Below are 13049 nucleotides of genomic sequence, written 5' to 3'. Positions count from 1 at the left end.
CAGCCCTGTCGGCCCGTATAATGCAATCCAGATTGTCATTGCACATGGCCCAAAACGGATACTTTTATGACTGAGCAGCAACCCATAGCCGTACTCGGCGGCGGCAGCTTCGGCACTGCAATTGCGAACCTGCTGGCGGAGAACGGTCAGCATGTGTTGCATTGGATGCGCGACCCGGAGCAGGTCGAGGCCATCCTCGCTACGCGCGAAAATCCGCGCTATCTCAAAGGGATTAAAATTCACTCGGCTGTGGTGCCCCTCTCTGACCTTGCCGCGACCCTGAATGCCTGCCAGCTGGTGTTTGTCGCCTTGCCCTCCAGCGTCCTGCGTCAGGTGCTGCAGCCGGTAGCTGGGCAGCTCGATGGCAAGCTGCTGGTCAGCACCATCAAAGGCATCGAAGCGCATAGCTTCAAGCTGATGAGCCAGATCCTCGAAGAGATCGCCCCGCGGGCACGTATCGGCGTCCTGTCTGGGCCGAATCTGGCCCGGGAGGTCGCCGAGCACGCGCTGACCGCCTCGGTGATCGCCAGCGAGGATGAAGAGCTGTGCCTGCGGGTCCAGGAGGCGCTGCACGGTCGTACCTTCCGCGTCTATGCCAGTGGCGACCGTTTTGGCGTGGAGCTGGGCGGCGCGCTGAAGAATGTCTACGCGATCATGGCCGGGATGGCCTCGGCCATGGGCATGGGCGAGAACACCCGGAGCATGCTGATCACCCGCGCATTGGCGGAGATGACCCGCTTTGCCGTGCAGCTGGGGGCCAACCCCATGACTTTTCTCGGACTGGCCGGGGTCGGCGATTTGATCGTCACCTGTTCGTCAGCGAAAAGCCGTAACTATCAGGTCGGCTTCGCCCTGGGCGAGGGCCTGAGCCTCGAGGATGCGGTGGAACGATTGGGCGAGGTGGCAGAAGGCGTCAACACCATCAAGGTGCTCAAGGACAAGGCCGAGGAATTGCAGATCTACATGCCACTGGTTACAGGTTTGCATGCCATTGTGTTTGAGGGGCGCACGCTGAATCAGGTGATCGGAGAGTTGATGCTTGCCGAGCCCAAGACCGATGTCGATTTTATTCCCACCACGGGTTTCTGACCCGCGACTGACAAGGAGATTTTCATGAGCGAAGCGCCTAAAGAGCTGGAACGCGAGTCCATTCTGCTGCGGGTTCTCTGGATGGCAGTGTTCGCCATCGTCTGGCAACTGGCCGAGCTGGTGCTCGCAGGCGTGGTCTTGCTGCAGTTGGGTTACCGGCTGTTTTATGGTGCGCCAAATGCCAGCCTGCTCGGTTTTGGTGACAGCCTGAGCCAGTACCTGGCGCAGATCGGCCGCTTCGGCACCTTCAATAGCGAAGAAAAGCCCTGGCCCTTCGCCGATTGGCCGACGCCGCAGGCCCCGCAAGGTCAGGCGCCGCATAGCGTGCCACCCGCGCCACACCCGGTGCGTGACGAAGAGCCGAAACTGTGAGGCTTGGCCAATGAGGCTGTGGTTATTGCGCCATGGTGAGGCCGAAGTACAGGCGCGCAGCGATGCCGAGCGCGCCTTGACGGCACAGGGTTGCCAGGAGGTGCGCCAGGCGACGGTGCAGCTGCAGGGGCGTGCGCTCGGCACGATCTTGGCCAGTCCCTATGTCCGTGCGCAACAAACCGCCGCGCTGGTCCGCGACGTCCTGGGTTACACCGGCGCTATCCATACCGTGCCTTGGCTGACGCCGGATAGCGACCCGCGCGAAGTCCTTCGCCAGCTCGATCGCTACGACGATGGCGAGTTGCTGCTGGTGAGTCACCAGCCATTGGTTGGAGCCTTGGCCGGGCTGTTGATCCACGGTCACCGGCAGCAGGCGTTGCCCATGCATACCGCCAGCCTGGCCGAGCTGGACGGCGAAGTTCTGGCTGCCGGCCTGATGGACTTGCGCGCGTTGGTGCACCCGCAACACGCCTGAAATCGGGCTACACAGCGAAACATTTCTTCACTTGCGACTCGCCTTTGTGCGTGGATATAGTCCAGCCAAGCAATTGCTTGGTTGGCTCCACAAAAACAACAAAGGAGGAAGGCCTGTGGCCGATACAATCCGTTTGCCGCTGGACGTGTTTTACCAGCGTGAAGCCCGACACCCGAATAAGCGCTACATGGTTCAGCCGTTGCCGGGCGGTCAGCTTGAGGAGTTGAGTTGGGCCGATGTCGGCGAGCAGGCACGGCGGAGCGCCAACTGGCTGCGCAGTCAGGAGCTGCCGCGAGGCAGTCGTATCGCGATCATTTCCAAGAATTGTGCACACTGGATCATCGCCGACCTGGCGATCTGGATGGCCGGGCACGTCTCGGTGCCGCTGTACCCCAACCTGACCGCCGACTCGGTGCGACAGGTGCTTGTGCATTCCGAGGCGGCGCTGGTGTTCGTTGGCAAGCTGGACGACTGGCCGGACATGGCGGCGGGGGTGCCTGATGAGCTGCCAACCATCGGCTTGCCGCTGCGCCCGCCAGGGCCGTTCAGCTACCTGTGGGATGAGCTGCAAGCCTGTACGCCGATTCAGGACGACCCCTCGCCGTCAGCCAATCAACTGGCCACCCTCATTTATACCTCAGGCACTACCGGCACGCCGAAAGGGGTGATGCACAATTTCAGCAACCTGGGCTTTGCCGCCAGCCATGCCACCGAGTTGTTCGGTGTCGGGGAAGACGATCGGGTCCTCTCCTACCTGCCGCTGTGTCATGTGGCCGAGCGCATGTTCGTCGAGATGGCGTCGATCTACTCTGGGCAGACGGTATTCTTCGCCGAGAGCCTGGAGACCTTCCTCGAAGACCTCAAGCGGGCCCGGCCGACGGTGATCTTCGGCGTGCCGCGGATCTGGACCAAGTTCCAGATGGGGGTGTACAGCAAGATGCCGGCGGCAAGACTCGACGTGCTGCTCAAGCTGCCACTGCTCGGTCGTTTGCTCGGCAACAAGGTGCTCGCCGGTCTTGGCCTGGATGCGGTGCGTTATGCCTTGTCTGGCGCCGCGCCTGTGCCTGAGACCTTGCTCAACTGGTACAAGCGCCTGGGCCTGGAAGTCCTCGAGGTCTATGGCATGACCGAGAACTGCGGCTACTCGCATGTCGGCCGGCCGGGCAAATTCAAGTCTGGCTGGATCGGTCAGCACAGCCCCGGTGTGGCGGTGCGTATTGCCGAGGATGGCGAAGTGCAGGTGCACAGTGGCGCGACCATGCAGGGTTATTACAAGGATCCGCAGAAAACCGCGGAAACCGTCACCGTCGACGGCTTTCTGCGCACCGGCGACAAGGGTGAGCAGGATAGCGAGGGCAACCTGCGCCTGACCGGACGGATCAAGGAAATCTTCAAGACCAGCAAGGGCAAATATGTCGCCCCGGCGCCGATCGAAAACCGTCTGGCCGTGCATTCGCGCATCGAGCAGGTGTGTGTGGTTGGTGATGGTCTGGCTCAGCCCATGGCGCTCTGTGTGCTTTCCGATGTCGGCCGTCTGGAGGTCGCCAATGGTACCCGTGGCGATTTGGAGCGCAGCCTCAAGGCCCTGCTCGAACAGGTCAATCTGGATCTCGACAAGCACGAGCGCTTGCAGCGTCTGGTATTGGTCAAAGACGTCTGGGCAGTGGACAACGGCTTTCTCACGCCGACCCTGAAGATCAAGCGCGCCGTGGTCGAAGGCACTTACGGGCCACGCTTCGCCGGCTGGGTCGAGCGCCACGAAACGGTGCTATGGCACGAGTGACGGCTTCCGATCGAGGTGTTCCCGAGCCGAGTCGCGTTCCTTGAATTTCAAATGAGGGTTTCCCAGAGCCTGTGGCGGCAAATTGCGGATATCGAACAGCTCAATGCGAGCTTGAACAACACCATCTGTGAACAGCTGGACATTCGCTTCGAGTCTTTTGATGAGGAGTCCATCAGCGCCAGCATGGCGGTCGATGCCCGCACTCACCAACCCTATGGCCTGCTGCACGGTGGCGCCTCGGTGGTGCTGGCGGAAACTCTCGGTTCCATGGCAAGCCACCTGTGTATCGACAGCAGTCAGTTCTCCTGCGTCGGTCTGGAGGTCAATGCCAACCCCCTGCGCGGCTTGCGCAGTGGGCGGGTCACGGCGGTGGCGCGCGCCGTTCATCTGGGGCGTACCACCCATGTCTGGGACATTCGCCTGAGCGGCGAGGATGGCAAAATCAGCTGCATCTCTCGGCTGACCATGGCCATTGTGCCGCTGGACAAGAACGGTCCGGCGCTCCGTTGAATCGGGTCGCAACCGGCCCGCGTCGGCTTGCTGGCGGGCCTCCCCTTGGATTTGGCCATAGTGCCGTCATTCACTGGCCGATTCGTCATTGCCGTGTCGGCGTGGCTGCCGGACAATCCCCAGATCATTTCGCCTAAGCCTGCCGCCATGACTCAGCCCGTGTTCTTCGCCCATGCCAATGGTTTTCCCTCGGCCACCTACGGCAAGCTGTTCGCGGCCCTGGCCCCGGATTACCAGGTGCTGCATCTGCCGCAACATGGCCACGATCCGCGCTTCCCGGTGAATGACAACTGGAGCAACCTGGTCGACGAGCTGCTGCATCACCTCGAGCAGCGCGGCGAGCCCGTGTGGGGCGTCGGCCACTCGCTCGGCGGTGTGCTGCATTACCATGCGGCCTTGCTCAGGCCTGAGCTGTACCGTGGGGTGGTGATGCTCGATTCGCCGGTGTTGACCCTGGCCGACCGCATCGTCATCCGCGCGGCCAAGCGCTTCGGTTTCATCGACCGCATCACCCCGGCCGGGCGCACCCTGGGGCGGCGCGAAGAGTTCGCCGACCTGATCGAGGCGCGCAGCTACTTCGCCGCCAAGAGCCTGTTTCGCCGTTTCGATCCGGAATGCCTGGATGCCTATCTGCTGCATGGCCTGCACGGCAATGGGCAGAGCCTGCGCCTGCGTTTCGACCCGGCCACGGAAATCAGTATTTATCGCAGTGTGCCGCACACCAGCCCAGGACGCCCGCAGCAGCTGCAAGTGCCCCTGGCCATGATCCGTGGTCGGCACAGCCGCGTGGTGCTGCCGCATCACGCGCACCTGATTCGGCGGATGGCCAAAGGCGAGTACCTGACCCTGCCGGGCGGTCACATGTTCCCCCTGGAGCGGCCGCAGGACACGGCCGAGCTGTTGCGCTCGCTGTTCAGACGCTGGTCCGGTCAACCCCCTGTCGAGGTGTCCGCATGACGCTGCCGTTCGAAGAAGTCCGCCTGCGCCTGCCGCATATCGAGCTGGCGGCCCATCTGTACGGCCCGGCGGATGGCCGGCCGGTGATCGCCTTGCACGGCTGGCTGGACAATGCCGCGAGTTTCGCCCGGCTGGCGCCCAAGTTGCCGGGGCTGCGCATCGTGGCCCTGGATTTCGCCGGTCACGGCCATTCCGATCACCGTCCGCCGGGGGCCAGCTACAGTATCTGGGACAACGTGCACGATGTCCTGCAGGTGGCCGAGCAGTTCGGCTGGCAGCGCTTTTCCCTGCTCGGTCATTCGATGGGCGCCATTGTCTCGGTCTTGCTGGCCGGTGCACTGCCCGAGCGGGTCGAACGCCTGGCGCTGATCGATGGCCTGATTCCCTTCACCGGCGAGGCCGACACGGCGCCGCAGAAACTGGCCGAGGCGCTCAAGGCGCAGATGGCCCTGGCCGGCAAGCGCAAGCCGGTCTACGCCGAGTTCGAACGTGCGGTGCAGGCGCGCATGCGCGGGACCGCAGCAGTCAGCCGCGAAGCCGCCGAGTTGCTGGCCCAGCGCGGACTGATGCCGGTACCGGGCGGGTACACCTGGCGCACCGACAACCGCCTGACCCTGCCATCGCCCCTGCGCCTGACCCATGCCCATGCCATGGCTTTTGTCCGGTCCCTGCAATGCCCGGTGAGCCTGCTGCTGGCCGAGCAGGGCATGTTCGTGGCGCAGCCGCACTTTGACGAGCTGTTGCGCGGCTTGCCGATCGAGCTGGCCCATCTGCCCGGCGGGCATCATCTGCATCTGGATGACGAAGCTGGCGCGCAGCTCGTAGCAGACTGTTTCAATCCTTTCTTACGCTCGTCTTGACTTGCCAAAGGCAACTGGGGAAGGTGGGGCCGATTGCAATGGAGAATCGCATGATCGACCTTTATACCGCCGCGACCCCCAATGGTCACAAGGTGACCATTGGGCTCGAGGAGCTGCAGTTGCCCTACAACCTGCATGCGCTGAGTTTCGAGCGCAAAGAGCAGAAGACCCCGGAATTTCTCAAGATCAACCCCAACGGCCGGATTCCGGCCATCGTCGACCGCGATAACGGCGACTTCGCCGTGTTCGAGTCCGGCGCCATCTTGATCTACCTCGCTGAGCTGACCGGGCAATTGCTGCCGCAGGACCTCAAGGGCCGCTCCTTGGTGTTGCAGTGGCTGATGTTCCAGATGGGCGGTATCGGCCCGATGCAGGGGCAGGCCAATGTGTTCTTCCGGTATTTTCCAGAGAAGCTGCAAGGCCCGATCGACCGTTACCAGCACGAAACCCGGCGCCTCTATGAAGTCCTCGATGCACGCCTGGGCGAGGCCGAATACCTGGGCGGCGACTACAGCATTGCCGATATCGCCACCTACCCCTGGGTGCGCATTCATGACTGGTCGGGGGTCTCGATCGAGGGCCTGGAGCATGTGCAGCGCTGGATTGCGGCGATCGAGAGCCGCCCGGCGGTGCAGCGCGGCATCGTCTTGCCGCGCCGCGAAGTGCTGGATGACACCGCGGTTAAGACCGCCCAGTCGATGCTGATCCAATGAGGGCTCACATGGGCTGGTTCAGTCTGTTGGCTGGCGTGTTGGCAAGCACGGCCATGGTGGCTGCTGTATCTGCGGCGGATGTTGCCGGCAGCCGCGATCTTGAGGTATTGCCGCGTTTTCCTGGGAGCCAGATCGTCGCTTTCAGCGAAGCCGCCGAGCAGGAGCGGATCTATCCGCAAGGTTCGATTCGACGTATCAGTGGCCGCCTGCGCTATGAGCGTGAAGTGGCGGTGCAGGGGCAGCTGACCTCGCTGACGTACGAGTTGCCGCGCACCCATACGGCCGATGACGTATTCACCGCCGCCCGCGAAGCGTTGCAGGCGCAGGATGCCGAGTTGCTCTACTGGTGTCAGGCCCGTGAGTGCGGCTCGAGCAGCCTGTGGGCCAATGCGGTCTTCGGCAACCGCATCCTGTATGGCTCCGATGACGAGCAGGCCTACGTGCTGATGCGCCTGGCCGAGCCGCGACACGACAGTTTGCTGGCGCTCTACAGCATCACCCGAGGCAATAAACGAGCCTATTTGCATGTCGAACTGCTGGCGGCCAATGCACCGCTGCCTGAGGTGTTGCCCACACCTGCGACCTTGTTCCGCCAGTTGCAGGACGGTGGCGAGTTGCGCCTGCCGAAGCAGGCCGAACCCAGCGAGGCCTGGGTGACATTGCTGGCGCGCTGCCTCAACCTCGACAGCACCTTGCGCGTTAGCCTGTCCGGCGCCCAGGCCGAAGCCTGGCGCCAGGCGCTGGTCGAACAGCGGGTCAGGGCCGCGCGATTGGAGCTGGGCGATGATAGCGTTGCAGGGTTGCGTATCAACCTGCTGCGCTGATCATCCTGCAATGGCCTGCTGACTGGGCCCTGCACCTGAGGTGCAGGGCCCAGTGTCGTTTCTCACTGTGCGGAGTTGCAAGAATGCTCAATAACGACCGCTTGCTGGTGCAGATTTTGCTCCTCGGGCTCCTCGGCGCGAGCCTGTGGGTGCTTGCGCCGTTTGGCTCGGCACTGTTCTGGGCTGCGGTGTTGTCCTTTGCCAGCTGGCCGCTGATGCGCGGGCTGACCCGCCTGCTCAATGGTCGGCAAACCGCTGCGGCGGGGCTGTTGACCCTGGGCTGGATCGGTCTGGTGGCGGTGCCCCTGGTGATGCTGGGGTTCAACCTGGCCGAGCATGTCGGCGCAGCCACGGCGCTGTTCAAGGGTTACCAGATCACTGGCCTGCCGCCAGCGCCGGACTGGCTGGTGGAGATCCCGCTGCTAGGTGAAAGTCTGCTCGGGCTGTGGCAGACCATTGCTCAGCAGGGGGTGGCGTTTTTGGCCACCCTCAAGCCGTATCTCGGTCAGGTCGGCAATTGGCTGTTGGCCCGGAGTGCGCAAGTTGGCGGGGGAATTCTTGAACTGTCCCTGAGCCTGGTGCTGGTGTTTTTTTTCTACCGTGACGGCGCACGGCTGGCGGAGTTCGCCCGGAGCCTGCTTGAACGCCTGATCGGGGATCGTGCCGAACACTATCTGGAACTGGTTGCCGGCACCGTACAGCGGGTGGTCAACGGTGTCATCGGCACGGCGGCAGCGCAGGCGCTGTTGGCGTTTATCGGGTTCTATATAGCCGGTGTGCCGGGTGCGCTGATCCTCGGCATCCTCACCTTCGTGTTCAGCCTGATCCCCATGGGGCCGCCGCTGATCTGGGTGCCTGCCACTGCCTGGCTGTTTACCCAGGGTGACTATGGTTTTGCCATCTTTCTCGGGATCTGGGGCATGTTCGTGATCAGTGGCGTGGACAACATCCTCAAGCCCTATCTGATCAGTCGCGGCGGTAATCTGCCCTTGGTGGTGGTCCTGCTCGGCGTGTTTGGCGGGCTTCTGGCCTTTGGTTTCATGGGCCTGTTCCTGGGGCCGACCTTGCTCGCCGTGGCCTACAGCCTGCTCACCGACTGGGTGGCAAACAAGACGCCAGCGTCTCAGCCGCCGCGCGAGAGCCTGCCTCCCGATGGGCTGGACTAGGGGGTGTTGCCGTTTCATCGCGGTTTGCGCTGAATCGGCAACAGGCCCTAGTTATCCCGTTCGTATTTCTCCAGGGTGTCGCGGGCGATCTGCCGGCCGAGCATGATCAGTTCCGGAGCCTTGTAGAACTCGAAGAAGCGGCAGGCGCGCTTGGGTACGTTGATCAGGATGTCCGGCGGGTAGCCGGCGATCTTGTACTGTGCCAGTGACGTCTGCATGACCTCGAAGCTCTGGTTGATCAGCTCCAGCAGGGAGGCCGGCCCGCTCAGGTCGGCGACCCGCGAACCGCTGGCGGACTTGGTGGCGGCTGCGCTTTCCGCCTCCGCGGGGGTGGGCTCGACAGGTCGCTGCAGCCAGGGGTTTGACTGCTCGTGAGCCTGTTCTACCATCAGCAATTCGTCGTCCTCGCCGTGCTTGCGGCGAAACGTGGGTAGCCGTGAGCCGAGCGAGTTCATCACCAGGTCGAAACGGCTTTTCAGCGCCGGCGGCCGTTCGATCACCGGTAACGGGTAATGCTGTTGGTTGGTCGAGTTCAGGTTGACCGCGATGATCAGGTCGCAGTGGCTGGATACCACCGGCACTATGGGCAGCGGGTTGAGCAGGCCGCCGTCGACCAGCATGCGCTTGCCCTGGATCACCGGGGTGAACAGGCTGGGGATCGCCGCAGAAGCACGCATGGCCTGATGCAGGCAGCCTTCCTGGAACCAGATTTCCTGCTGGTTGGTCAGGTCGGTGGCGACCGCGGTGAAGGGAATCGACAGATCCTCGATATTGATCTCCCCGACGATCTCGCGGATCTTGCCGAACACCTTCTCGCCGCGAATGGCGCCCAGGCGGAAGCTCACATCGAGTAGGCGCAGAACATCCAGGTAGTCCAGGCTCTGGGTCCAGTCGCTGTAGTCCTTTAGTTTGCCAGCCGCATAGATGCCGCCGATCACCGCGCCCATGGAGCAACCGGCGATGCAGGCAATCTCATAGCCGCGCGCTTCCAGCTCTTCGATCACGCCGATATGCGCATAGCCACGCGCGCCGCCTGAGCCCAGGACCAACGCTACTCGCTTCGTCATCATTTACCCCCGTAAAGCATTGTTTTATCAACATACCGCGCGCCGAGCACTGGCGCCAAGGCCACATTTGCTAGAATGCCGCCGCCTGTCGACGATATGAGTGAGATTCCATGAGCGAGCCAATCCGTTTGACCCAGTACAGCCACGGCGCTGGCTGCGGGTGCAAGATTTCCCCCAAGGTGCTGGAGGTGATCCTGGCGGGCAGTGGCGCGCAGAATCTCGACCCCAATCTATGGGTCGGCAATGCTTCGCGTGACGATGCCGCGGTCTACGCCATCGACGAAGAGCGCGGGGTGGTGTCGACCACCGACTTCTTCATGCCGATCGTCGACGATCCCTTCGATTTTGGCCGGATCGCCGCGACCAACGCGATCAGCGACATTTATGCCATGGGCGCCGACCCGCTGATGGCCATCGCCATTCTCGGCTGGCCGGTCAATGTGCTGGCCCCGGAAGTGGCCCGTGAAGTGATTCGCGGTGCCCGCTCGGTGTGTGACCAGGCAGGTATCCCGCTGGCGGGCGGTCACTCCATCGATGCCCCCGAGCCGATCTTCGGCCTGGCCGTCACCGGCCTGGTGGAAAAACGTCATATGAAGCGCAACGACACCGCCACCGTGGGCTGCAAGCTGTACCTGAGCAAGCCCCTGGGCATCGGCATCCTCACCACGGCGGAGAAACAGGCCAAGCTGCGCCGCGAGGATGTCGGCCTGGCGCGCGACTGGATGTGCACCCTGAACAAGCCCGGCAGCCGCTTCGGCAAGTTGCCGGGAGTCACCGCGATGACCGATGTCACCGGCTTCGGCCTGCTCGGCCACCTGGTCGAAATGGCCGACGGCAGCGGCCTGACCGCACGTGTCGAGTTCGCCAAGGTGCCGCGTCTGGCCAGCGTCGAGTACTACCTGGAGCAGGGCTGTGTGCCGGGCGGAACCCAGCGTAACTTCGACAGTTACGGCGAGAAGATTGCGCCGCTACCCGAGCTGTACAAACTGCTGCTGTGCGACCCGCAGACCAGTGGTGGCCTGCTGATCGCGGTAACCGCCGAGGGCGAAGCGGAGTTTCTTGCCCTGGCCGCCGAACTGGACCTGGCGCTCGAGCCGATCGGCCAGTTGCTCGAGCGCCAGCACTATGCCGTCGAGGTGCTGTGATGCGCGACAATACCCAGGACTACCGCCAACTGTTTCTCAACGACACGCCGATGATGGATGCCCGCGCCCCGGTCGAGTTTGCCAAGGGCGCCTTTCCCGGCGTGCGCAACCTGCCGCTGATGGACGACGATGAGCGCCAGCGAGTGGGCACCTGCTACAAGCAGCGCGGCCAGCAAGCTGCCATCGAACTGGGTCATCAACTGGTCAGCGGTGAGCTCAAGGCGCAGCGGATTGAGGCCTGGGCGGCCTTTGCCAGGGCCAATCCCGAGGGCTATCTGTATTGCTTTCGCGGCGGCCTGCGCTCGCAGATCGTTCAGCAATGGCTGAAAAGCGAGGCGGGCATCGACTATCCGCGGGTGATCGGCGGTTACAAGGCGATGCGTACCTTTCTCCTGGAAACCACCCAGCAAGCGACGGCGCAGTGCGACTTCATCCTGGTCGGCGGCATGACCGGCACCGGCAAGACCGAGGTGATCGCCCAGCTTGACAACAGCCTGGATCTGGAAGGCCATGCCAATCACCGCGGTTCCAGCTTCGGCAAGCGCGCCACTGTCCAGCCGACGCAGATCGATTTCGAGAATGCCCTGGCGATCGATATCCTGAAAAAGCGCGCGACGGGTATCGAGCAGTTCGTGCTCGAGGACGAGGGCCGCATCATCGGCAGAAGCGCCTTGCCGCTGGAGCTCTACCAGGGCATGCAGGATTTCCCCATGGTCTGGCTGGAAGACAGCCTGGCGGGCCGGGTCGAGCGCATTCTCAAGGATTATGTGATCGACCTGTGTGCCGAATTCATCGCCCTCCAGGGTGCGCAGGAGGGTTTCAAGGCCTTCGCCGAGCGCCTGCAGCAGAGTCTGGCGAATATCCTCAAGCGCCTGGGCGGTGAACGCTATCAGCGCCTGGCGGCGATCATGGATCAAGCGCTGTTGGAGCAGCAGAGCCAGGGCGTGGTGGATCTGCACCGCGGCTGGATCGAGGCGTTGCTGGTCGAGTATTACGACCCCATGTATGCCTTCCAGCGCGAGAGCAAGGCCGGGCGCATCGAGTTCGTGGGCGAACAGGCTGACGTAGTGGCGTTTCTACGTCAGCGCGCCCATTGTTAGATTGTCTATTGTTGAGGTGTGCAGGCACTTTTCCGCCTGACGGGCGTCATATTGGCATCATCACCATCTGCTTGTTTCCCGATATCAAGGAGTGCACAACATGAAAGCTTGGATCTTGCTACCGATGATCGCCCTGGTGCTGGCCGGTTGTGCCGGCAAAACCGCCTATCGCGACAGCTGCGCCAATCAACTCAACGCGGCCTGGGCCGAACTGGACCTGGCCAAGGCCGAAGGTTTCACCGGTACCGTGAGTTATTCCAAAGCCCTGTCGCTGCTGACTGCGGCGAAGACCCAGCAGCAATTTGAAGGGTACAAGGGCTGCACCAGCAAGGCCGAGCGCGCGCGCTTCTACATCCGCGAGTCGCGAGCAGGGCGCTGATGCAACTCGATTTCGCCAGCCTGACTGCGCTGGATGCCTACCGCTGGCTGGCGTCCACGGTAACGCCGCGGCCGATCGCCTGGGTCTCCAGTGTGTCCCGTGACGGCATCAGCAACCTGGCGCCGTTCAGTTTTTTTCAGGTGATCAGCGACGCGCCACCGACGTTGATGGTCAACGTCAACCTGCGCGACGACGGCAGCCTGAAAGACACCCTGCGCAATGTACAGGCGAGCGGTGAGCTGGTGATCCAGTTGGTCTCCTTCACCCAGGCCGAGGCGATGAATGCCAGTGCCGCCCACCTGCCCCACGGGGTCAGCGAGTTCGAGAGCTGTGGCATCGCCAGCCTGGCCAGCGAACGAGTTGACGTGCCGCGTGTGGCCGGCGCGGCGGTGGCCTTCGAGTGCCGTGTGGCGCAGGTGCTGGCGTATCCGCCGGATGCGCCGAACTGCCACCTGATCTTCGCCGAAGTGCTGCTCGCCCATGTCGACGATGCGGTGCTCAACGACCAGGGCCGGATCGATCCGCACAAGCTCGATCTGGTCGGCCGCCTGGGCGGCATGGCCTATACCCGTACCCGCGATAGCTTCGAGATGCGCCGCCCCTGAGCTA

15 protein-coding genes are annotated in these 13049 nt (G+C 63.1%); 14 read left to right on the top strand and 1 reads right to left on the bottom strand.

The genetic code is table 11. The features are described from left to right. Window positions 1–66 precede the first annotated feature (66 nt). From PH586_RS04650 to PH586_RS04605, 10 genes are all read left to right on the top strand, one after another. Complete coding sequence (locus PH586_RS04650) at window positions 67–1089, top strand: NAD(P)H-dependent glycerol-3-phosphate dehydrogenase (protein WP_271346608.1); 1023 nt, start codon at window positions 67–69, stop codon at window positions 1087–1089. Between the two features lie 24 nt (window positions 1090–1113). Next, window positions 1114–1461, top strand: coding sequence for a DUF4389 domain-containing protein (locus tag PH586_RS04645; protein ID WP_271346607.1), 348 nt, complete (start codon window positions 1114–1116; stop codon window positions 1459–1461). A gap of 10 nt (window positions 1462–1471) precedes the next feature. Then, complete coding sequence (sixA, locus tag PH586_RS04640; RefSeq protein ID WP_271346606.1) at window positions 1472–1936, top strand: phosphohistidine phosphatase SixA; 465 nt, start codon at window positions 1472–1474, stop codon at window positions 1934–1936. Window positions 1937–2051: 115 nt separating this feature from the next. Next, complete coding sequence (locus tag PH586_RS04635; protein ID WP_271346605.1) at window positions 2052–3719, top strand: AMP-binding protein; 1668 nt, start codon at window positions 2052–2054, stop codon at window positions 3717–3719. A gap of 51 nt (window positions 3720–3770) precedes the next feature. Beyond that, window positions 3771–4229 carry a hotdog fold thioesterase gene (locus tag PH586_RS04630; RefSeq protein WP_271346604.1) on the top strand — a complete coding sequence of 153 codons (459 nt, stop codon included), beginning with the start codon at window positions 3771–3773 and terminating at the stop codon, window positions 4227–4229. 147 nt (window positions 4230–4376) lie between these two features. After that, on the top strand, window positions 4377–5186 hold the full coding sequence (locus PH586_RS04625; protein ID WP_271346603.1) for an alpha/beta fold hydrolase: 810 nt from the start codon (window positions 4377–4379) through the stop codon (window positions 5184–5186). Continuing rightward, complete coding sequence (locus PH586_RS04620) at window positions 5183–6046, top strand: alpha/beta fold hydrolase (RefSeq protein WP_271346602.1); 864 nt, start codon at window positions 5183–5185, stop codon at window positions 6044–6046. Before PH586_RS04625 ends, PH586_RS04620 begins: the two co-directional genes overlap by 4 nt. Before the next feature lie 50 nt (window positions 6047–6096). Continuing rightward, complete coding sequence (locus PH586_RS04615; RefSeq protein ID WP_271346601.1) at window positions 6097–6759, top strand: glutathione S-transferase family protein; 663 nt, start codon at window positions 6097–6099, stop codon at window positions 6757–6759. 8 nt (window positions 6760–6767) lie between these two features. Further along, on the top strand, window positions 6768–7583 hold the full coding sequence (locus PH586_RS04610) for a DUF4892 domain-containing protein (protein WP_271346600.1): 816 nt from the start codon (window positions 6768–6770) through the stop codon (window positions 7581–7583). Window positions 7584–7666: 83 nt separating this feature from the next. Further along, the gene (locus PH586_RS04605) at window positions 7667–8749 is read left to right on the top strand and encodes an AI-2E family transporter (RefSeq protein WP_271346599.1); all 1083 of its coding nucleotides are present in this window, start codon (window positions 7667–7669) and stop codon (window positions 8747–8749) included. Between the two features lie 47 nt (window positions 8750–8796). Here PH586_RS04605 and PH586_RS04600 read toward each other — a convergent pair whose 3' ends face one another. Beyond that, entirely contained in the window at window positions 8797–9816 is a 1020-nt protein-coding gene (locus PH586_RS04600; protein ID WP_271346598.1) for a patatin-like phospholipase family protein, read from the bottom strand. 110 nt (window positions 9817–9926) lie between these two features. Between PH586_RS04600 and selD the strand changes: the two genes are divergently transcribed. The 4 genes from selD to PH586_RS04580 all read left to right on the top strand — a co-directional run bounded on the left by selD (window position 9927) and on the right by PH586_RS04580 (window position 13045). Beyond that, window positions 9927–10961: a selenide, water dikinase SelD gene (gene selD, locus PH586_RS04595; protein ID WP_271346597.1), complete on the top strand. Its 1035-nt coding sequence runs from the start codon at window positions 9927–9929 to the stop codon at window positions 10959–10961. Then, window positions 10961–12061 (top strand): tRNA 2-selenouridine(34) synthase MnmH, encoded by a 1101-nt coding sequence (gene mnmH / locus PH586_RS04590; RefSeq protein WP_271346596.1) that lies wholly within the window; start codon window positions 10961–10963, stop codon window positions 12059–12061. Before selD ends, mnmH begins: the two co-directional genes overlap by 1 nt. Before the next feature lie 100 nt (window positions 12062–12161). Continuing rightward, the gene (locus PH586_RS04585) at window positions 12162–12440 is read left to right on the top strand and encodes a hypothetical protein (RefSeq protein WP_079202388.1); all 279 of its coding nucleotides are present in this window, start codon (window positions 12162–12164) and stop codon (window positions 12438–12440) included. Continuing rightward, window positions 12440–13045 (top strand): flavin reductase family protein, encoded by a 606-nt coding sequence (locus PH586_RS04580; protein ID WP_271346595.1) that lies wholly within the window; start codon window positions 12440–12442, stop codon window positions 13043–13045. Before PH586_RS04585 ends, PH586_RS04580 begins: the two co-directional genes overlap by 1 nt. Window positions 13046–13049: the final 4 nt, after the last annotated feature.

This window comes from Pseudomonas aestuarii (assembly GCF_027988105.1).
Taxonomy (GTDB): Bacteria; Pseudomonadota; Gammaproteobacteria; order Pseudomonadales; family Pseudomonadaceae; genus Aquipseudomonas; species Aquipseudomonas aestuarii.
Note: the sequence above shows the minus strand (reverse complement) of the source record. Positions and strands in the feature narration are given on the sequence as shown.